The 21,843-nt window shown below is 47.1% G+C and carries 14 protein-coding genes; 8 read left to right on the forward strand and 6 right to left on the reverse strand.

What is annotated here, in order from left to right; translation table 11 throughout:
* Positions 1 to 60: 60 nt before the first annotated feature.
* From B7P33_RS07235 to B7P33_RS07255, 5 genes are read right to left on the reverse strand one after another with little or no spacing between them, the layout of a single operon-like run.
* Positions 61 to 3,276, reverse strand: a complete 3,216-nt coding sequence (locus B7P33_RS07235) for a PVC-type heme-binding CxxCH protein (RefSeq protein WP_245871699.1) — start codon at positions 3,274 to 3,276, stop codon at positions 61 to 63.
* 22 nt (positions 3,277 to 3,298) lie between these two features.
* Positions 3,299 to 4,354, reverse strand: a complete 1,056-nt coding sequence (locus tag B7P33_RS07240) for a type 1 glutamine amidotransferase family protein (RefSeq protein WP_097441324.1) — start codon at positions 4,352 to 4,354, stop codon at positions 3,299 to 3,301.
* A gap of 10 nt (positions 4,355 to 4,364) precedes the next feature.
* Positions 4,365 to 5,375, reverse strand: coding sequence for a LacI family DNA-binding transcriptional regulator (locus B7P33_RS07245; protein ID WP_097441325.1), 1,011 nt, complete (start codon positions 5,373 to 5,375; stop codon positions 4,365 to 4,367).
* Positions 5,376 to 5,391: 16 nt separating this feature from the next.
* On the reverse strand, positions 5,392 to 6,717 hold the full coding sequence (gene xylA / locus B7P33_RS07250; RefSeq protein ID WP_097441326.1) for a xylose isomerase: 1,326 nt from the start codon (positions 6,715 to 6,717) through the stop codon (positions 5,392 to 5,394).
* Entirely contained in the window at positions 6,714 to 8,201 is a 1,488-nt protein-coding gene (locus tag B7P33_RS07255) for a xylulokinase (RefSeq protein ID WP_097441327.1), read from the reverse strand. The genes xylA and B7P33_RS07255 overlap by 4 nt, the downstream gene beginning before the upstream one ends.
* Before the next feature lie 415 nt (positions 8,202 to 8,616).
* Here B7P33_RS07255 and B7P33_RS07260 point away from each other — a divergent pair, with 415 nt between their 5' ends.
* From B7P33_RS07260 to B7P33_RS07270, 3 genes are all read left to right on the forward strand, one after another.
* On the forward strand, positions 8,617 to 10,113 hold the full coding sequence (locus B7P33_RS07260) for an arylsulfatase (protein WP_216359365.1): 1,497 nt from the start codon (positions 8,617 to 8,619) through the stop codon (positions 10,111 to 10,113).
* 4 nt (positions 10,114 to 10,117) lie between these two features.
* A complete protein-coding gene (locus B7P33_RS07265; RefSeq protein WP_172435886.1) occupies positions 10,118 to 12,145 on the forward strand; it encodes an alpha-amylase family protein in 2,028 nt (675 codons plus the stop codon).
* A 150-nt stretch (positions 12,146 to 12,295) separates the two neighbouring features.
* Entirely contained in the window at positions 12,296 to 13,837 is a 1,542-nt protein-coding gene (locus B7P33_RS07270) for a sulfatase (protein ID WP_097441329.1), read from the forward strand.
* Positions 13,838 to 13,861: 24 nt separating this feature from the next.
* Here B7P33_RS07270 and B7P33_RS07275 read toward each other — a convergent pair whose 3' ends face one another.
* Entirely contained in the window at positions 13,862 to 15,019 is a 1,158-nt protein-coding gene (locus B7P33_RS07275; protein ID WP_097441330.1) for a glycoside hydrolase family 172 protein, read from the reverse strand.
* Positions 15,020 to 15,239: 220 nt separating this feature from the next.
* Between B7P33_RS07275 and B7P33_RS07280 the strand changes: the two genes are divergently transcribed.
* The 5 genes from B7P33_RS07280 (at position 15,240) to B7P33_RS07300 (ending at position 21,465) form a co-directional block, all read left to right on the forward strand.
* Positions 15,240 to 15,905 carry a putative Ig domain-containing protein gene (locus B7P33_RS07280; RefSeq protein WP_097441331.1) on the forward strand — a complete coding sequence of 222 codons (666 nt, stop codon included), beginning with the start codon at positions 15,240 to 15,242 and terminating at the stop codon, positions 15,903 to 15,905.
* A 52-nt stretch (positions 15,906 to 15,957) separates the two neighbouring features.
* Positions 15,958 to 17,043, forward strand: a complete 1,086-nt coding sequence (locus B7P33_RS07285; RefSeq protein WP_097441332.1) for a hypothetical protein — start codon at positions 15,958 to 15,960, stop codon at positions 17,041 to 17,043.
* Positions 17,044 to 17,164: 121 nt separating this feature from the next.
* Positions 17,165 to 18,703 carry an alanine/glycine:cation symporter family protein gene (locus tag B7P33_RS07290; protein WP_097441333.1) on the forward strand — a complete coding sequence of 513 codons (1,539 nt, stop codon included), beginning with the start codon at positions 17,165 to 17,167 and terminating at the stop codon, positions 18,701 to 18,703.
* A 128-nt stretch (positions 18,704 to 18,831) separates the two neighbouring features.
* A complete protein-coding gene (locus B7P33_RS07295) occupies positions 18,832 to 19,293 on the forward strand; it encodes a (2Fe-2S)-binding protein (RefSeq protein WP_097441334.1) in 462 nt (153 codons plus the stop codon).
* A gap of 18 nt (positions 19,294 to 19,311) precedes the next feature.
* On the forward strand, positions 19,312 to 21,465 hold the full coding sequence (locus B7P33_RS07300) for a xanthine dehydrogenase family protein molybdopterin-binding subunit (RefSeq protein WP_097441335.1): 2,154 nt from the start codon (positions 19,312 to 19,314) through the stop codon (positions 21,463 to 21,465).
* Positions 21,466 to 21,843 lie beyond the last annotated feature (378 nt).

A 21,843-nucleotide genomic window follows, 5' to 3' on the forward strand; every position in this document is an offset into this window, starting at 1 on the left:
GATTACCTACAAAAAGACCCGAAGTTTCCTCCGGGTCTTTTTTTGTTTATAACATCTTGACTATTGATGCGGATGTTCCTTCAACAATTCCGCTGGTTCGTAAAAACCGGATTTATCCTTGATACTTTCACGTACCCGTTTCACATCTTGCTCGTAAATGGCCGAGGCTTTGTTCCCAAAACTATTACGTACATAGGTCAAGACCGCTGCTATCTCCTTGTCGTTAAGCATACCTCCAAAGGGGGTCATGGGTACTTGGCCGGGATATTTCTTGCCCTTCACCTCAATGGGCCCCAACAAACCGTTCAAGGTCAGTTTGATCAAACGTTCCTTACTACCGGTAACCCAACGTGAGTTATCTATGGGCGGAAAACCTGAAGCCGAAAGCCCCTTGCCGTTCTCTTGGTGGCAAGTAGCACAAAAACCTTCCCTACCGTAAATCTCATGGCCTTGCATATACAACTGCTTGGCCGCTCCGGTAAGATCGGTCTTCACCTTGTTCTCCTCGGGTTCCATACCCAACCTGTGGTCATTGAAATGGGCCACAATACCTTCGTAAGGTTTTTGCCCCCAGCTATCAAGACCTTTTTCAGCGGCTTTTTCCACAATGGGCAGTCCCACGGGTTTAGGCAACCATGATGCCGCGACCATAGCCTCTAAACGTACCCGGGCATTGTTGTCTTGGGCGGCCTGCAACAACAGTCCGGCTTGGTTCTCCAATTGGTGCCCACTATAACGTAGTACCTTAACGGCTGCCGCACGGGCCCTGTAATCATTTGCCGCCAATAAGATCTGTAATAGTTCTGCATCTACCTGGTTCATTCCCCAACTTACGAAAAGGGCTTCCATTAATCGGTGTTCGTATTGGGCATCGTTTTTATCCAAACCGGCCACCCACTCGTTTAAGGCGGGCATCACTTCGTTTACATCCCTTCCCCTAAGTTCCCTTCTGGAACGGTAGCGGGTTCGGTATTCCGGCAGTTTTAGATTTTCCAATAATTCCGGAATGGATGCCCCGGCCACCTTGGCAGGGGTCACCAAAGGACGCCCTGGATAGGTAACCCTATACACCCGACCATGGGCATGGTCGCGTAAGGGATCGCGGGCATTGTGTTGCATATGGCCAATAAGCACATTATGCCAATCTAAGATATATAGTGATCCATCTGGGGCGAATTCTAGATCAACGGGACGGTAATTCCCATCTTCGGCCACGACCAAATCTTGCCGGTGCTGGCTTAGATAGCCCGCACTTTCGGGATCGTCGGTCATGGTATGTTGCTTGGTGCCTAAAAAACCAATGGTGTTATTGATCAACAAGTCGCCTTGTACCTCATCCGGAAAATGCCTACTCGACACGAATTCGATACCCGAGGTGGGTCGTACCCTATGTTCATCCTCAATAAGGTTATCGGGTAATGGGTTGCCCTCCCCAAAACGGGATTTGATGGTGCCGGGCATCATCCAAGTCACATTCGGGTTAGAGGTATGGGCGAAAAAGTTTTGCCCCCATTCATCGAAGGCGATCCCCCAAGGGTTCGGTATAGGCAATTGGGCACTACGTTCTAAATGGTGTCGTTGGGGACTATAGCGGAAAAATCCGCCATTGGTACCCCGTACAGGTCCGTAGGCCGTTTCTATATTCGAATGTAAAAACACCCCTTCGCCCATATAAATGGCTCCCGATGGATCGGCACAAAAAGCACTAATGGCATGGTGGGTATCGTGATCGTCAAAACCACTGAGGATAACCTCGGTAACATCGGCCTTGTCGTCGCCATTGGTATCTTTTAGCAATACCAAATTGGTGCCTTGGGAAACATAGACCCCTTCTGGGGCAAACTCGAAACCAATGGTCAGGTGCAGCCCATCGGCAAAAGTGGTTTGCTTGTCGGCCTTGCCATCGTTATCGGTATCTTCCAAAATGATCAATTTGTCGTTGGGTTTGCTATCCCCCGCTTTATAATGCGGATAGCTGGGCATGACACCAACCCAAAGCCTGCCTTGGTTGTCAAAGGCCATCTGTACCGGATTGGCTAGATCGTTGAATTCCTTTTCCGAAGCAAATAGCTCGATTTTATAACCCGGGGCCGTTTTTATTTTGGCCAGCGCATCTTCGCCATACAAATAATCAGGATCCCCGTTTTTATGGCTTTGTTTGTAATTGGTGGGTATCTCGGGCAATTTTTTGGTCTTTTTATCGGCGGTGGCCACATCGAAGTCTTCGCCCTGGGCCGCTTTCCAAATGGCCTGATCACGTACGTCGGTCATTTCCCGGATCTTTTCGATCTCTGCCGGATAGTTGTCCGGGCCATAGGGTTTATGTCTTCGGCCGTACACATGCACCCCATTGGGTATTTTAAAATCGTTATGCCAGTACCAGTTCTTATCCATTACGGCCGCATGAACCGCTTCCCTATGTTTTTCGGCCACCGCTTTATTGGCACCGAAAACTTTATCGGCCAACAACTGGGCCATTTTCCGATGTCCCAAATCGTTCAGCTGAAAACCATCGGCCGTTAGGTTTTCATCAGATTCGGCATACCATTGTTTCGAAGGCCCAAAGGCATCTACGAACAAAACACTGTCTTTGGCCGCTACCTCACGCATGGCATCGGCATACAACTTTAGGTTCGCATTTTCCTGTTTCCCATCGGGTAGATCCATTTGACCGGAAAGATCCTCAAAGGCAATGGGCGAGACCAAGGCCAATTTTGGGGCCGACCTACCATTATAGCGCTGGGCCAAAGTATGGTCTATAAAAGCATGTAACTCTGCCTTGTACCGGGCCAGCCCATCTGGGCCCGAAAAAGATTCGTTATAACCGAAAAAGGCTACGATAACATCGGCCTTTAGCATCTCCAACCACTGATCGGGAGTTTCAAAATGCCCTTCGGTGGCGGTTTTCAACCATCCTTTGGACACTTCCCAATGTTCTTTCCAAACGGCTTGCCCCAAGGTATCGGCTCCTGGAAAGGCCCAAGGCGACTTACGGGAAGGATGAGGTCTAAAACCCGGGGTGTTTCCCCCATCGGCCATGTTTCTTATATACAATAGACTATCGGGATAGCGCAATTGCATTTCCGTTTCAAAATGGCCATAATTGATCATACGGGACCCTAGGTTGTTCCCTATCAATACAATGTGGTCCCCTTTCCTGACCTCCATACCCCTTTCGGGTTCACTACATGCCGTTACGGTAAGGAACAATACGGCCATCCAGGCGGTCAAACGACCCCAACTAGACATATTTTTCTTTGTTTCGTGTAATCTCATTTTCCGAAAATCTTAGTAACCCTTATTTTAAATCTGAAGGCTTCAATCCCTTTTTATCCCAAAACTCCTTGCCCATAAAGCCATAGGCGGTAGTAGTATAGGTCCCAACATAGTCAACCTTGGTCCCTTTTTTGGGTACTTTCATATCCAACACATAATAGGTCGCATTCACAACCAAGCGACGCAATCCGCCATTTTCCAAATCGGTGGATGAACCCATAGAGGTATGAAAGGCCAAACCTTTTTTCCCACCGTTCGGATGTTGGTAATCTTTTAACCAAGCCACCGGGATCATTGGATTGTTTTTGGGGCCTGCCAAGGGTTTGTCGCTAGGTCGCATACCAAAAAAACGATCGTTTTTGTCAAATTCCCCGGCACGCTCCAAAACCTGGCCCATGACCAATGGGGTTATGGGTAAATGGGCCACGCGACAACCATATACATCGGTGGGGCCCCAAATCTCGCCATCTTCGATACCCCGCATTATTTTGTGTTTTTCCGCACCTTCGGCAATGATTCCCCGTGTGGATTCATGCTTGTGTTTGCCATGGTGCTTTACGTAATGGTCACCGAACAACAACCCGCCGAATCCGCGGTACCACGGATGCGATGGATCTTCCTTTTTGTAGGTAGAGCTATAATGCACATAGTTACCGGTCTCATTTCGGAAGCCATGGTTAGAGGTACGCAGCCCCACCACGGGCCTCCCGCTCATAAGATAATCGTCTATATGTTTCATTTGATCGTCGGGCAATTTACGCCAACGGGTGTTGATCAACATTAAGTCGGCCGTAGCCAATAACTCCAATCCCGGAATATTGTCGTTCACCTCTGGGTTTACGTTACCCGTTTCCGGGTCAATGGCAAAAAGTACGGTACAATCAAAGCCATGGTGCTCGGCCAAAATCTTGGCCAACATGGGCATCGACTCCTCTGAGCGATACTCCTCATCGCCCGATATCAGTACGATATGCTTGCCTTTACCCGGGCCTTTTTTACCCTCAAAACGGATCCATTCTTGGGCATAACTAGTCATGCACGCCAAAAGAAGCGCGAAAATAATCGTGTTTTTCTTCATTTTTATGGTTTTAAAGCGTCGACTCCCGTACCACCAAATGAGTTTCGACCATTCTAGTTTCATATGTTTCACGAGCCTTGCCCTGTATGCGATCGATGAGCATATGGGCTGCGGTCTCCCCGATGTACTTTCCGTGCTGACTGACCGTGGTCAGGGCCGGACTTACATATTTGGACAGGCGACCATCGGTAAATCCGATGACCCCGATCTCTTCGGGTATATTGCGTTTTTTACGTTTTAAGATATGTAGGGTCTCTATGGCTGAAATCTCATCTAAACAGATTATACCCTGTAGATCTTGATTGGCCAACAGCAAATTCAACAGTATTTCCAAATCATCGTCCTTGCCCACCGGTACCACCCATTTCGCCTCAAAGGGCATGCCTACTTCCTTTAGTGCCCTTTTGTAGCCTTGCAACCTTAAATTGCCGACACTTGAACCTTGTATGGTACTGACCAATGCCACAGGTTTTTTGGCCTTATCCAAAAAATGTTTGGTAGCGGTATACCCGGCCCTAAAGTCGTCTACGATTACCTTGTCGCAAACGATACTGTTCTCAACCCTATCGATCATGGTGAGGGGGGTACCCCCTTCCAAGACTTCTTGTATATGGGTGAAGGCTCCCTTTTGTTGGGTTTCTTTGGCCAAGGATATGATTACCCCATCTACCATACCGGAGTTAAGTACCCCCATGGTTTTTACCTCCTTATCATAAGATTCGTCGCTGATACAGCTAACGATGCTAAAGCCACGGGCATCGGCCACTTTTTCGATTCCGGCAAAAACCTGGGTAAAAAAGTAATTGAGGATATTGGGTACCACCACCCCGATGGTACCCGTTTGTTTGTTCCTCAGGTTTTTTGCCAAAATATTGGGCTGGTAATGATGTTCTCGGGCGTATGCCTGTATTGCATGACGCATTTCGGCCCCGATCTCGTAGCTGTCTTTCAACGCTTTGGAGACCGTAGAGACCGACACCCCAAAATGGGCGGCAATATCTTTTTGCGTCATTTTTGGCATATACCTTCCTTTTGTTTTATAGGTACTGGTTCAATAGATTCTCGAACAACTCCTGCTTTCCGCTAATTTGCTTTGGCTCTCCCTGGGCCTTGGCATAGTCGAACAAATCGGCCAACCCCAGTTTGCCTTGGGTAAACTCCTGTCCTTTACCACTACCAAAGGAGGCATAGCGCTGATTTAACAAGCTGTTATACTGTGACTCGTTCAAAATTTTATCGGCGATGAGTAACGAACGGGCAAAGACATCGGCACCTCCGATATGGGCCAAGAAAATATCCTCGAGATCGGTAGAGTTCCTACGGGTCTTGGCATCGAAATTGATTCCGCCTCCTTGCAAACCACCGGCTTTTAAGAATACCAACATGGCTTCGGTAACCTCTAAGATGTTGTTCGGGAACTGATCGGTATCCCATCCGTTTTGGTAATCGCCACGGTTGGCGTCTACACTACCCAACATACCCGCATTGGCCGCCACCTGTAATTCGTGCTGAAAGGTGTGCTGGGCCAAGGTGGCATGGTTTACTTCTATATTCAGTTTAAAATCGTCTTGCAGCCCATACTCCCTTAAGAAACCTATAGAGGTTGCCGCATCAAAATCGTACTGATGTTTTGAAGGCTCCATAGGCTTGGGTTCTATGAAAAATGTACCATCAAAGCCTTGGCCACGGGCATAATCGCGGGCCATCCCCAAAAAGCGGCCCATATTATCGAGCTCCTGTTTCATATCGGTATTCAAGAGCGACATATAGCCTTCACGACCTCCCCAGAACACATAATTCTCCCCATTCAGGGCTATGGTGGCATCGAGTGCGATCTTAATCTGCGCCCCAGCACGTGCCACGACGTCGAAATCGGGATTGGTGGCCGCTCCGTTCATATAGCGCGGATGTGAGAAACAGTTGGCCGTTCCCCATAGCAGTTTTACCCCGCTTTCGGATTGTTTTTGCTTTAGGTACTCGACTATGGTCTGTATACGCTGTTCCGACCCGGCCAAGGTAGCTGCCTCATCTACTAGGTCATAATCGTGGAAACAATAATACCCAAAGCCCATTTTGGTCAAAAACTCAAAGGCGGCATCGGCTTTTTGCTTGGCCGCGGTTATGGGATCACTAGCCGTCGCCCAAGGAAACTGCTTGGTACCCGGCCCAAACGGATCACCACCTGTTCCACAGAGGGTGTGCCAATAGGCCATGGCGAATTTAAAATGTTCGGCCATGGTCTTGCCTGCCACTACTCGGTTGGCATCGTAGAACTTATAGGCCATGGGATTGTCGGAATCGCGACCTTCAAATTTAATTTCGCCTATTCCCTTAAAATACTCGGTATCCCCTAAAACTGTCATATCGTTTGGTTTAATACTAGCTCCAATTCCCTTTTCCAAGCGGCATAGGCCTTTTGATAATCGGCCACATCCTTAGAAGGGGTTATGGTTGCTATATGGTTGTTTTTACTTGTATATGATTCAAAGGCCCTGTAGCCCCCGGCATGGAGTACACAGGCCTGCGCGGCCCCTATGGCCCCAGTGGTATCGTGAATTTCTATCGAATGCCCAATAAGGTTGCACAAGGTTTGGGCAAAAACCTTGGCCTGAAAAAGATTGTCGTTACCGGCCCGCATAAGGGTAATGGGCATACCTTCTTGTTGCATGATCTCCATACCATAGACAAAGGAAAAGGCAATACCTTCCAAGGCCGCCCTACACAAATGGGCCTTGTTATGTACATTAAAGTTTACATGCAACAAGCGTTGGCCTATTTCGGAATTGTACAACATACGTTCGGCCCCGTTACCAAAGGGCAATATCACCACACCTTCGGAACCCACGGGCACAGATTCGGCCAACTGGTTCATCTCGGTATACGAACCCACGGCCAAATTATCTTTTAACCAACGGTATTGTATGCCGGTACCGTTTATACATAATAATCGTCCGATTCGAGGACCTTCCAAACCATGGTTGATATGGGCAAAATTGTTTACCCGCTGGGTCTCTTGGATCTGGGTATTGTCGGTTACGGCATAGACTACGCCCGATGTACCAGCAGTTAAGGCTACTTCCCCAGGTTGAAATACATTTAAGCTCAAGGCATTGTTCGGCTGATCGCCCGCCCGGTATAGTATGGGCGTACCCGCAGCTAAACCGCTTTCGGCGCCACCCGTTTCACTGACATCGGATTGTACCCCATAGCCGGGAACCAATTCGGGAAGTAGTTCTTTAGATATTTTATAGTGGTCCAAGAGTATTTGGGCCGGGGCATCTTGTTTAAAATCCCATAAGGTCCCTTCGGAGAGTCCGGATGCACTGGTTTGAATCTTACCACTTAAACGGTAGGCGATATAGTCGCCCGGAAGCATACATTTAGCTATTTGAGCAAATATTTCAGGCTCGTTCTCCTTTACCCATTTCAGTTTAGAGGCCGTAAAGTTGCCTGGGGAATTCAATAAGTGGCGATCACAAACTTCGGATCCTATATCGTGATAGGCCCGGTCTCCCAGTTCAACGGCCCTACTATCGCACCAGATAATGGCATCGCGAAGCACTTTTCCTTGGGCATCTACCAACACCAAACCATGCATTTGATAGGCAATTCCGATTCCGTTGATCTGCCCACCTTCTATTTGAAGTTGCCCCATTAGTTTTTGTATCCCTTGGCAAACATACTGCCACCAAAGATCAGGGTCTTGCTCGGCCCACCCGGTCTGGGGTACCGACATAGCCATTTCTTGGCTGGGTTCACTGACCACCCCTAAGGCTTTCCCAGTCTTTTCGTCGACCAAGGCCACTTTTATGGAAGAGCTTCCGATATCGAGTCCTAAATAATACATGCTTGTTGAAAGGCCATGGTTTTAGTTGGCCCTTCTCCCAAATATAACATCTATACACTAAAAAAAGGGGGAATGCCCTTAGGGGTATTTTGTAGCACACACATATACCATAGCGGGAATAAGCAAGCGTATCCCCTTAAAAAACAAGACGTTTAGTGATTTTCGAAACCCAAACTATAACGCTTTCGTAAGTTTCGTACCCGGCATCAACTACTTGGGCCACTTACACAACCCTACCAGTACCCACTACTCGGGATAAACAAAAACTTTGCCCTACTATCCCGAAAACGTTTGAATACTCAACTACCCCTAGAAATTGATGTTCATTCTTGGTTTTGCGGATTTTTACGACTGGTCGGGTCATTTTTATATTCACTTCATTTTATCTTTAGATTCGCCAAAATAGCCACCGAACATGAAAACCACCAAAAACAAACTCTCCATTTTACGGTCCCTCATGGCCGGAATTGTTGCAACAGGGCTTTTTATAGCCTGTAAAGGAGAGACCAAGAAGACAACCCTTACGAAAACGGAAACCACGGTATATACCAACATCATATATATCTTGGCAGACGATTTGGGATATGCGGACTTAAGCTGTTATGGGCAAACCAAGTTCAAAACACCACATATCGATGCCTTGGCCTCCAACGGGATCCGGTTTACCCAACACTATTCGGGCTCAACGGTCTGTGCCCCTTCCCGAAGCGCCTTGATGACCGGACTACATACCGGACACACCCCCATTCGCGGTAATAAAGAGGTACGGCCGGAAGGGCAACATCCAATCGGGGACGAAGTCACCACCCTGGCCGAAATACTTAAGACCAAAGGCTATGCCACTGGGGCTTTTGGAAAATGGGGACTGGGCTATCCGGGTTCGGAAGGCGACCCCATGAATCAAGGTTTCGATAGGTTTTACGGCTATAATTGTCAGCGTATAGGGCATAACTATTACCCGTACCATATGTGGGACAATGACACCAAGGTCATGTTACCGAAAAACGAAGGGGACAAAGAAGGTAGTTATGGACCAAACCTAATCCATGAACAGACCTTAAAATTTATTGAAGACAACAAAGACCGACCCTTTTTTGCTTATGTTCCCTCAATCATTCCACATGCGGAATTAAAAGTACCTGAAGCCTATTTGGCCAAATATCGGGGCAAATTGGAGCCCGAAAAGCACTATAAAGGCTGTGATGCGGGCTGCAAACACTATAAAACAGGAGGCTATGGCTCCCAACCCGAATCGCATGCGACCTTTGCCGCCATGATCCATTTGTTGGATGAACAAGTGGGTGAAATCGTGGCCAAAGTAAAAGAACTGGGGCTTGAAAAGAACACCTTGATTATTTTCACCTCGGACAACGGCCCTCATTTAGAAGGGGGTGCCGACCCCGATTATTTTGACAGCAATGGCCCTTTAAAAGGCTATAAACGTGACCTATACGAAGGCGGAATACGGGTACCCATGATCGCCAGTTGGCCCGGTACCATAACCCCAGCTCAGACGACAGACCATGTCTCGGCTTTTTGGGACGTACTCCCCACCTTGGCCGAACTTAGTGGTGCCACGGTTACGGATACCGTCGATGGTATCTCCTTTTTACCTACGCTTATCGGTCGAGAGCAATCCCAACACGATTATCTGTATTGGGAGTTTCCCGTCAAAAATGCCAAAGCCGCCCAAGCCGTTTTGATCGACGGAAAATGGAAGGCCATACGAAAATTCAAAAATGGCGCCTTTACCCCCTTGGAGATTTATGATATCAGTACCGATATTGGAGAGAACATCGATTTGGCCGAATCGCAACCCGAATTGGTATCCAAGGCCTTGGACCTTATTGAGGAGGCCCATGAAGATTCAAAGGAACCTATGTGGAACTTCAATCTTCTTCAAAGTGAATAATCCTATGTTTAGAACTTTGTATTTTCTGGGCATGGTTGTGGGCCTAACCCTAGGCTCTTGTTCGGATGCTACCCGTTTTAAGGTACCACTACAGGCCAAATTTAAGTCGGCGGAAGCCTATACCCAGGGGAATGTTTTGACCGTTACGACCGGGACCTTCGAAAGAACATGGGAATTGACCGAGAATGGTTTGGTAACACGCACCTTAGCCTCGGATGGAGCTTTTGAAATTTTGGGGGATATCCCAGAAATGGTCGATTGGAAATTACCGGGTATCTTGAACCCTAACGCTCCCGGCCAATTGATCTCGCTCTCGGCAAATGCAGCGAACGATCAAGATTTTACCAACGAACATCTAGAAATCTCGGCCGAGTTCGATTACCCTGAACAAGGCATACGACTTAAATATGTTATTTGGGCCTATCCGGATGCCCCGGGTCTGCGAACACAACTCTTTCTGAAGAAAAACAGTGATGATCTTCCCTTTACCGACCAAGAAGAAAAAGGTAGGGCCGAATACCTCCCCTTGGCCCATACCGACCAAACGCACCAATTGATCGGGTATTACAACGACACCCAACACAGAAACACCCACGCCAATGAGATTTTAAAGGATAGTTTGCTTAATGGGCAATTTTATCAAGATTGGGCCAATATAGTGGTGCTGCGTCAAGAAAACAAAGGGGTAATGCTGGTACAGGAGTCCCATAAATGTGTTAACCAAGCTGGGATTTTTACCGGAGGATACCTTTTGGATTCCCTAGGGCTTTCCGCTACCGGATTGGGCATTGACCATGAACATATCACCGAAAACTACCGCCCATTATGGGCCTATTGGACCATTGGTTTTCAAGGTGATACCACCGAGCTTCAAACCGCACTTAAACGTTTTGACCGGATGCGCTATCCCATAGATCCAAAGCGGGATATTTACATTATGGCCAACAACTGGGGCACTGGCAGCTCCGGGGAACAGAGTAAATTCGCTTCTAGGGAAGAAAACATCCTAAAGGAAATCGAAAGCCAAAAAGACCTAGGTATCGATCTACAACAGGTAGATGACGGATGGCAGGGTCTAGACTATAATAATTGGGATTATGTGGCATCGGCCTCTAATGCTACTTACGGTACTTATGATGTTTATCCGGAAGGGTGGAAAAACATCAAAAAAGCGGCAGCCACCTCCGGACTTCGATTGGGGCTCTGGGCCGCTTCACACATACCAGGCGAGGATCTATTGAAACATTTTAAATCTGGGGGCTTTACCTCATACAAATTAGATTTTGCCAATCTCAACACCTACGACAAGTTCCACGATTTCGTCAATAAGGTCAGAACATTTATTTTGGCCACAGACCATAAAGTAAGGGTGAATTGGGACGTTACCGAGAACCCGGCCCGGATCGGATACTTCTTCGGGCGGGAATATGGTAATATTTACCTAGAAAACCGAAAGCCTAAAACGCCCGAAAACGTCATCTACAAACCCTATTTGGTATTGCGAGATGCATGGCAAGTTGCCCGATATACCAATTTGAACAAGTTTCAAGTATCTATCCAAAACATTGAAATGGTAGACCGTAACGGAAGTGATGCCTACTTGCACAACCATCCGTACAGTGTCGCCATTGCCTTAATGGGCTCCCCTATCTTTTTTCAGGAAACCCAATACTATTCACAAGAGGCCCGAGATCAAATCCGGCCCTTGATTACAGCCTACCGAAAACATCGCCATGCCATGTACCAAGGCTATGTTTTTCCTATCGGTGACACCCCTGATAATGCCTCTTGGACGGGTTTCCAGAACCATAATTTCAACTCCAACGATGGCTATCTTACCCTTTTTAGGGAGTTGAACAATCGGGATAATGAACATGCCGTACAACTCCATTTACTAAAGGGCAAACAAATTATACTGACCGACCTGATGACCCAAGAAACAGTTACTAAGCAGGTAGATACGAACGGTTGGATTCAGTTTAGCATGGATACACCTGCCGACTTTAGGTTTTATAAATATCGTACCCCATAAAAACAACGCCCGTTGTATGCAATAAACCGTTTGTAGCCCCAAACAGGTTGTTCAAGGAAAAAACCTCAAATCCAAGGGAGTTTTACTTACATTAAGAACTATTGGCCTTAACCTAAATTAACAACCTTTATCCCTACAAACCAACAAGCCATGATTCGCGTATGGGTAATTTCTCTAATTTCGAACCTTAGTATTCGGAGGTCTCCTTTATTACTAATGCTTCTTTTATTGGGCTGCTTTTCCTGTAAAAAGAAACAAAACACTCCTCTCGAATCACCTCCAAATGTACTACTCATCTGTATTGACGACCTTCGTAATGACCTAGGTATCTATGGAAATACCGTGGTAAAAAGCCCAAATATAGATGCACTGGCCGCTTCTGGGCATGTGTTCTTACACCATTATGTGCAATCGGCCATTTGTGGTCCGTCTCGCTCTTCTTTTCTTACGGGGCGAATCAGTCAGCAATGGGATCCTTGGACCGATTATAGAGCAACCAACCTGGAACCTGAAACCCCCATTTCATTGCCCCATTTGTTCAAAAAAAATGGGTATCGAACCGTGGGTATCGGTAAAATAAGCCATGAGCCGGGTGGTGTACTCGATTCATTACAGACTAAAGCCCAAATACCTTTTAGTTGGGACAGCACCTACACCTCGGTTGGTCGTTGGAAAACCCCTTGGCGATCATTTTTCGCTTATGCCAATGGCGACGCACACAATAAGGTTATGGGTGTTGGCCTAAATACCCCCCACCTGCCCTATGAAGCTGGCGATGTAAACGAAATGGGCTATCCCGATGGACTAAATACCCAAGAAGCCATTAAACATTTGGAAAGGTTTAAAAAAACCGGGGAACCTTTTTTCTTGGCCCTAGGTTTCAACAAACCCCACTTACCCTTTAATGCCCCTAAAAAGTATTGGGACCTATACAATGCTGAGGAAATACCCTTAGCCTCGAACAATTTCGTACCAAAAAACCTAAACAACCCTTACAGTATTAACCAAAGTCCTGAACTAACTACCCATTACCCATGGCCCGAAGGCCCCGGTAAAGTGGGCGAAGCCAGTGCCAGAAAACTAACCCATGGTTACTACGCCTGTATCAGTTATATCGATGCCCTAGTAGGCCAACTGACAGCCACCTTAGAACGACTTGAACTAGACGAAAATACGGTCGTGGTACTTTGGTCCGATCATGGGTGGCAACTGGGGGAGCATACCATGTTCGGAAAAATGTCCAATTTCGAAGTGGCCACGGCAAGCCCATTGATCATTCGATTACCCCAAGACAAAAAAGGAGGTAAAACACACACCCAGTTCGTAGAGTCCGTGGATGTCTACCCCACCCTCGCCAACATTTGCGAACTACCCCTCAACACCGATTTAGATGGCCAGAGTTTAACCCCGATCATACACAACAACGCCCCCGGTAAAGGGTATGCCCGAAGTTTTTATTATCGCAAGGGCGCCTTGGGTAAAAGTCTGCGTACCCCAAGACACCGTTTTGTACGTTGGGCCAACGATCAAGATAGCACCTTGGCATTGGAGCTATATGACCATAAGTTAGACCCGAATGAGAATAACAATATCGCTTTGGAACACCCCCATCTAACCGATTCGCTAAGCCGCTGGGTCGGAAATCTTAAATATCTCGACCCCGATGCCCCCTTTCGTTACGGGTGGGAATAGCAATATGTATTAAATCGAAACGAACTACTCTTCCACCCGTAGGACTTCTTTTGCCGGCAGGTTAGGATATTTTTGATGTGGTTCTTGCTGGTACCAAAAGGCCACCGAAGATACATCGTCTTCCAACGGAAAATAATTGCCATCATCGTCCCAGCCCAACACTTGTACGGTAACCCTTAGATCGGACTGAAAACGGACCGGGTCATAAATATGCCATCTATATTGTCCGAATCGCCCATGGGCATCGCCATTGTGCATGGTTTTGTAGAATCCGGCATACGGGGTACTGTAATCTGTATATTCCTGTTTATTTCCTTCTTTATCAAAGGACGCATAACCCCAAGACCCCAAAAAGTAATCTTCTTCCCCCGTCGTATTTATGGTGGGGTATTTTTCGTCGCCATCGATAAAGAATTTTACCTCGCCTTCGCCCCACCACCGGTCGCTATAGGTACCCCGAGATAGAAATGTGCCAACATATTGGCCCTTGCCCTTTACACCATCCAAAATGATATATTCTTTTTGAAAGGGTACTTTTTTCAACCTTCTAAATTGGGCATGGAAATAAGCCGCCTCTTTGGGTACTTCGGTCAGGGTATAATTTACCTGATAGAACAATCGGGTACGTGTATCGGCTTTGTTCTCAAGGGTTATCTTAAATTTTTTTCGAAAGGGCATTTGCCAAAAGCTATTAAAACCGTTTAAAGGATTAACACTGACCGGCAAAGAGTTTATGGCCACTTGATTTTTATGATCCCAGGCATTACAGAAAAAATCGCCCAAAGGTACCTCTACCGAAGGTTCGGTCTCATCGTCCCAATAAAATCGAAGTATCCGTAGTCGGTCGTTCCCATCCCGGGCCGGGGTAAGCCAGATATGATTAATGATCCCTGGTCCCTCTGCTTCAGCCAACACCCGAGTTTCCCCAGGTTGGATAAACAGATATGGATTCGTTTTCCATCCGTATTTTTTGGAGGCCCTTGTTGCATTCCCTTCCTCGGGACTCAACATGCCCCCTTTTCCTTTTTCCCCACTTAAATTCTCCGGACTTATGGAACGCGATTCACCGTCTGACAATAGGTAAAGGTTATTTACCCCCGGTACCGCCATAGGTACATGATACGTTTTACACGCACTAAAGATTACTATTACCAAAAGGGATGGCAGCCATTTTCCTTTCATTTCACAAGGTTTTTATAGGTTTATACTTTTTAAAGAATCCGATGGGCACCCCATATCGAACTCCCTTCAACTTATATACTTCACACTCCCTAAAAAGTCCCAACAAGATTGGCTATTATTTTTTCGCGCTTTTAAAAATAGGGTTCCTATGTATCCTACATTTTCCAAACCTCAGGTGTTAACCTTTTTGTTGAAATGGCATTAAGGCAAAAAATATATCATGAAAACAGTTCAGAACCTTTTGTTGATTGGCACGGTCATTTTACTTTTAACTTCTTGCTCTAAAGATGATGATGGCCCCAAATTCGAAGCACCGGAGTTCAGCTATAGCGAAACCACGGTCCCTATTCTATTTTCTACTTCCGGAAGCTTAAGTGCCCCGAACGTTAATTGGAACAATGCCCCCGGTGCCTTTAGCATTAGTCCTTCAATAATCGGACTTAGCATTAATGCCCAAACCGGCACCCTGAGTTGGGATAGAAGCCTACCTCCGGGAACCCACCAAATCGTAGTTACAGCCACCAACCAGGCCGGAAGCCAAGACCAACAAATTAGCCTAGAGAATCCATTCCATGGTATTTTCACCGGAAGCTATGTAGGTAGTTCGGGCAATACTTGGTTTTATGAACTCGAATTCGATGCTAATGGAGGTATGCTTACCCGCGAAGACGATGAAAACGACCCTACTTTGGGCACGGGCACCTATACCCTTAGCCAAAATACCATTTTGGCCAACTATACCTACGATGTAGGCGGTAGTGAATACTCCCTAAAACTAGATCTAAACCAAACCACCAATATGGCAGAGCTTGACGGGGCTTGGTACTACAACTTCGATGCCGAGGAAAGTGAATTAGGTGGTACGGTATTGGTTACTATGGAATAAAACCGAAGGAAGCGGGGAATTGCTATATTTGATAGAACTTTTCTCCTAAACTGTGGAAACCGACTTACTCGCCTTTTACGGATGGTGGCAATTTGCCGTTTGTACCTTTGCCTTCGTCTCTTTAATGGCCATTTGGTGGCATATCGGTAAAAAGCAACAAGATTTGGGACAGGTATGGTTGGCCCTATCGTTATTGGCCTGGGGTTTTTCCGGTTTGATCGAAGTTTTTTTTGCCTACGGAATTTTTAAAGGAGACCTATACCTTGACGGATGGCGCAGTATCTTCTCGCTGTTTAACAGCCTGTTCATTTTACTGGCCCTACCTTGGTTCCGATATTTACCCAAGCCCTTGTTACCATTAATTAAAGGCGGACATTGGGGCTATATCATTGGTATTCCCTTTTTATTTTGCCTAGGCCCCACCTTACATAAACTTATAGCCGGACGAGCCTATGGCCCCATACACGAACCCGATGTCTACTATGCCTTTTTTACCTTGATATTTTTGGCCGGGGTGCTTTGGGAGTCTTTCGCCCGACGTAGGCTTAAAATGCTATCGTACCTGTCGTTGGTCTGTATCTTGATCATTTTGGTGGCCCAATTGCTAAAATTGGGCAGCTCTGCAACCAACTTGCTTTTATTCTCAGCCATATTCAAGACCAGCCTGATCATGCTCTTTTTTGCCTTGGCCCTTAGCTGGGTAAAGGAATTGGCCGAAAACTTGATTCCCAAATCCGAAAATCTGAGCCTGACCTTTTTCCAAGAAAAAAACGATAGTGGTAAAAACCTAGCTTGGATCAGTTTGGGCGGATTTCCGGGAACGGCTTCACGGAAGATACTGTTAACCCCTTCGCTATACCAGTTGCTGTTGCTTTTTGCCAAACGCAAAAAATCAGACGTCGAAAACTGGTTAGAGATACGTCCGAAAAACTTCGATAGCAACGGGCGGGAATATGATATCAATGATCATAATCAGGTAAAACGTTTGATCGTTTCCCTGCTCGATGGGCTTTATGGGAAAGGCAATTGGAGCAAAGAACAGCATTTAGTACCCCTGAAAAACGTATTGTTCGAAATGTCGGAAAGCCGGGACAGGAAAATCCGACTAGCCATCCCAAAACAAAACATCTTCCTATAAAACAACAACTTAACCCGTGCCACGTCGGTAAAACAGCTACCGACATCTTGTAATTCTTTCAGACATTTTATCGCATTCCAAACCGGTTTACCCAAATTCGGCCCAAACCAAAACTTGGGATATGAAATCCATAAAAACCTTAGCACTTGTCTTACTACCCCAACTCACTTTCTCAAAAGGTCTCGACGAAAAAATCAATGATGCCTTTATGCCCTTTGCGGTTTGGTGGGAAAATTTCATTTTAGGCACCATCACCCTTTTTGGGGCCCAAATTCCTATCGTATTGATTCTGCTTTTGGGCGGAGCCCTTTTCTTTACCCTATACTTTAAAGGCATTAATTTCAGGCATTTCGGTACGGCCCTTAAAGTGGTCCGTGGCAAATATGATGCCTTGGAAAAATCGGAAGATGATACCGACGACGGAGAGGTAAACCATTTTCAGGCTTTGGCCACGGCCGTATCGGGTACTGTGGGGCTTGGTAATATCTCCATGGTGGCCGTAGCCATTTCTATTGGGGGGCCCGGGGCTACCTTTTGGATGATCTTGGCCGGGCTATTGGGCATGTCTACCAAATTCGTTGAATGTACCTTGGGGGTCGCCTACCGTGATGTAGACGCAGAAGGAAAGGTTTTCGGAGGGCCTATGTATTACCTCAGCCGAGGCTTACAAGAAAGAGGACTACCCAAATTGGGCAAATTACTGGCGGGTATTTTTGCCATGCTTTGCGTGGGTGCTTCCTTTGGGGGCGGTAATGCCTTTCAAACCAATCAGGCCGCGGCCCAATTAATGCAGCAATTGGGTTTTGAACACCACGCCTCGGGTAGTTTGATCGGCTTGGTGTTCGCCCTATTGGTAGGTATTGTTATCATCGGTGGCATTCGACGCATTGCCAAGGTCACCGAAAAAGTGGTGCCCTTTATGGCCGTATTATATGTTGCCGCGGCCTTATTTATATTGTTCTCCAATGCCGCCCTTATCGACGATGCTTTCGCCCTGATCTTTAGCGAGGCCTTTAGTCCAAGGGCCACCATAACTGGGGGTGCCGCCGGGGTTATTATCCAAGGCTTCCGGCGTGCGGCCTTCTCCAATGAGGCCGGGGCAGGCTCGGCCGCCATCGCCCATTCGGCCGTAAAGACACGCTATGCCGCCTCCGAAGGTTTGGTCGGTCTTTTGGAACCCTTTATTGACACGGTGCTAATCTGTACCATGACCGCCTTGGTCTTGGTTATCTTTAATATAGAGGGGGCCTTTACCTATGGTGATGTTATAAACGGTCAGGCCCTTATGGCCGACGGTAGTCGACTCGGTGGTATCAACCTTACTTCCATGGCCTTTGAAAGTGCCATTCCCGGGGCATCTTACGCCTTGGTCGTTGCCGTGGTGTTGTTCGCCTTTTCCACTATTCTTTCTTGGTCTTACTACGGCCTCCAGGCCTGGAAGTATCTGTTTGGTAGAAGTAAGTGGAGCGATCTGATCTATAAGTTCATTTTCCTCTGCTTCACCGTACTTGGGGCGGCCATAACCCTCGATGCCGTTATCAAATTCTCCGATGCCATGATACTCGCCCTGGTATTTCCGAATATGATCGGGTTATTATTGTTATTCCCCCGGGTGCGACAAGAACTGGTCACCTATCTATCCCTCATTCGAAAAAAATAAGTGAAAGATTGGATCTAGGAGTGCTTTCTTAACTCCTTCTTAAATAAATACCGGTATTTGTTAAAAAAATAAGGATCCTTGCATTTTTACGTACCTTAAGGGCACAACGAACGCAACTTAACACCACAATGCCTGTATTCAACTTTACCCTCAACAAGAAAAAAACAAGTTTGGAGGCCGAAGGGGACACTCCCCTGCTCTGGGCCCTAAGAGACGAACTGGATTTGGTAGGAACCAAGTTCGGTTGTGGCGTCGGTCAATGTGGCGCCTGTACCGTACATATAAACGGTACGGCCACACGAAGCTGCTTAACTCCGCTTTCTGCCATAGATGGCATGGAGATAACCACCATTGAAGGGCTTTCGGAAGACGGTACCCACCCCGTACAGGAAGCCTGGGCCGAACTCGATGTACCCCAATGCGGCTATTGCCAGGCCGGACAGATTATGACCGCTTCGGCATTTTTAAAAGAGAACCCGAACCCCAGTGGGGAAGAGATCCGCGAAGCCATGCACGGTAATATATGCCGTTGTGCCTCCTATAACCGAATTGAAAAAGCCGTCGCCCTGGCCGCTACCAAAAATGCCTAACCCCTAACGGAACCCATCATGACTACGAAAATCACCTTTAACAGAAGGAACTTTATACGTACCTCATCCTTGGCCAGTGGGGGTATGCTCGTTGGCTTTAATTTCTTTACCGCTTGTAAAGACAATGCCAAGCCCCCCGTAGATTTGGCCCAGCTCGATTATAACGATTTCAATGCCTTTATCAAGATAGCCGATAACGGAAAGGTAACGATCTTTTCGCCCAACCCGGAAATCGGACAAGGGGTTAAGACGGCTATGCCCATGATCATTGCCGAGGAACTCGATGTGCCTTGGGAAGACGTGCATGTGGCCCAAGGAAAACTGGACACCCAAAATTACCAGCGTCAGGTGGCGGGCGGAAGCCAAAGTATCCGTTTTGGCTGGGATGCCCTACGCCAGACCGGTGCTACCACCAAACAGATGCTTATACAAGCGGCCGCGGCCAAATGGGGCGTAGACCCAAGTAGCTGCACGGCCTCGGAAGGTAAAATAACCAATGCCAATGGCGATGTATTGGGTTATGGTGATGTCGTAAAAGAGGCGGCCCAATTGGAGGTACCCGAAGACGTTAGCTTAAAAGACCCCAAAGACTATAAGATTATTGGGCAAGGCAAACGAAACGTGGACCTGAAAGAAATCGTAACCGGGAAACCTTTGTATGGTCTAGATTATAAAACCGAGGGTATGTTACATGCCTGTGTGGTACGCCCACCGGCCTTTGGCAAGACCCTGGACAGTTTCGACGACACCGCTGCCCGGGCCATAACCGGAGTGGTAGACGTAGTGCAGATCGAGGATAAAATCGCTGTTTTGGCCAAATCGACCTGGGCCGCCATGAAGGGTAAAAGAGCAGTTGTCGCCCAATGGACCACCCCGAAAAACTTGGAAAGTACGACAGACCACGACCGTATACTATCCGACATTCTCGATGGTGACGACTTTGAGGTAAGACGCGAAGACGGCGATGTAAAAAAAGCCTTTGCCGAAGCCGACGAGGTAGTAGAGCGAACGTATGAATCGCCCTTTTTACCACATGCCTGTATGGAACCCATGAATTTTTATGCCGATGTACGTTCGGATAAGGTCCATTTGGTCGGGCCCATCCAGACCCCGGCAGGTACTGCTGGCAGGGTTGCAGAAATGTTAGGTCGTAAAGAAGAAGAGATAGAACTTGAAATGACCCGTATGGGCGGGGGCTTTGGACGCCGGTTGTACGGTAACTTCGTGATGGAGGCCGCTGCCATTTCGGGTAAAGTGGGCAAACCCGTAAAAATGGTCTGTTCAAGGGAAGACGATATGGAAATGGGTATTTTCCGTATGGCCATCAAATACCGTATAGCGGCTTCGTTGAAAGATGGCAAAATTACCGGCTACCATTTAAAGGAAGCCGCCGTAAACAGCAATATGTACGGACTTATACCCCACTTTTTCCCGGCCGGATGCATCCCCAATTATAAGGTAAGTACCCAAAGCCATAAAAGCCCCATTACTACCGGGGCCTGGCGGGCACCCTATACCAACTTTTTGGCCTATGCCGAACAAAGCTTCTTCGATGAATTGGCGGCCAAACTTGGGCAAGACCCCGTACAATTGCGTATAGACCTGTTGCAAAACGTAAAAGGTACCGAAGACGAGAACATCCAATATTCGGGCGAACGCATGGAAGGAGTTATTAAACTGGCGGCCGAAAAAGCCAATTGGGGGAACCCAAAAGAGGGGGTTTACCAGGGCTTTGCTGCCTATTACAGCCACAACACCCATGTGGCCGAAGTAGCGGAAATTGAACTGGAAAAAGGACTACCCGTGGTTAAAAAGGTAATCGTTGCGGTAGATTGCGGCATCGTAATCAATCCTTCGGGCGCCAAAAACCAAATAGAAGGTGGGGTTATCGACGGTATTGGCCATGCCATGTATGGCGATTTTAGCTTTGATGCCGGTAGGCCCAACCAAATGAACTTTGACACCTATCGCTTGATCCGTATGAAGGAAACGCCGATCGTTGAGACCCATTTCGTTGAGAACACCCTCTCACCGACCGGACTGGGCGAACCGGCGTTACCACCTGCAGGTGGAGCCGTGGCCAATGCCATTATGGCGGCCACGGGCCAACGTCTCTTTAAACAGCCTTTTGGGCCCCAGATCAAAGGGGTAACCCAAGAGCTCATAGGATAACCCTTTCTTTTATACAAATGTAAAACGGCCCCGAATTCGGGGTCGTTTTTACTTTTAGACTGGCAAAATTAAGGGCTTATAGAATTCAAACATACTTCGCGATTTCCATCATTTTTTTCCCATTACCAATAACAAACAAGCCGGTTGTCCTAACCCAAATACACTAAACCCCCTTATCGATGAACAGCATAAAACTTACGACAAGTAAGACTAACCTCCGATAAACACATACATTTTCTTGTATTACACAACATATTAAACCTACATATTAATGAATACCCTAGTTTTACCCTACTTAGGCCTAATCTTTTAAAGTGTATTCCAATATGTTGTAGGCATACAACCCCTAAGCAAAATTGGAAACATGGCCCTATTAAA

Origin of the sequence: Sediminicola luteus, from assembly GCF_002514735.1 — a bacterium.
In the GTDB taxonomy this organism is placed as follows: domain Bacteria; phylum Bacteroidota; class Bacteroidia; order Flavobacteriales; family Flavobacteriaceae; genus HQA918.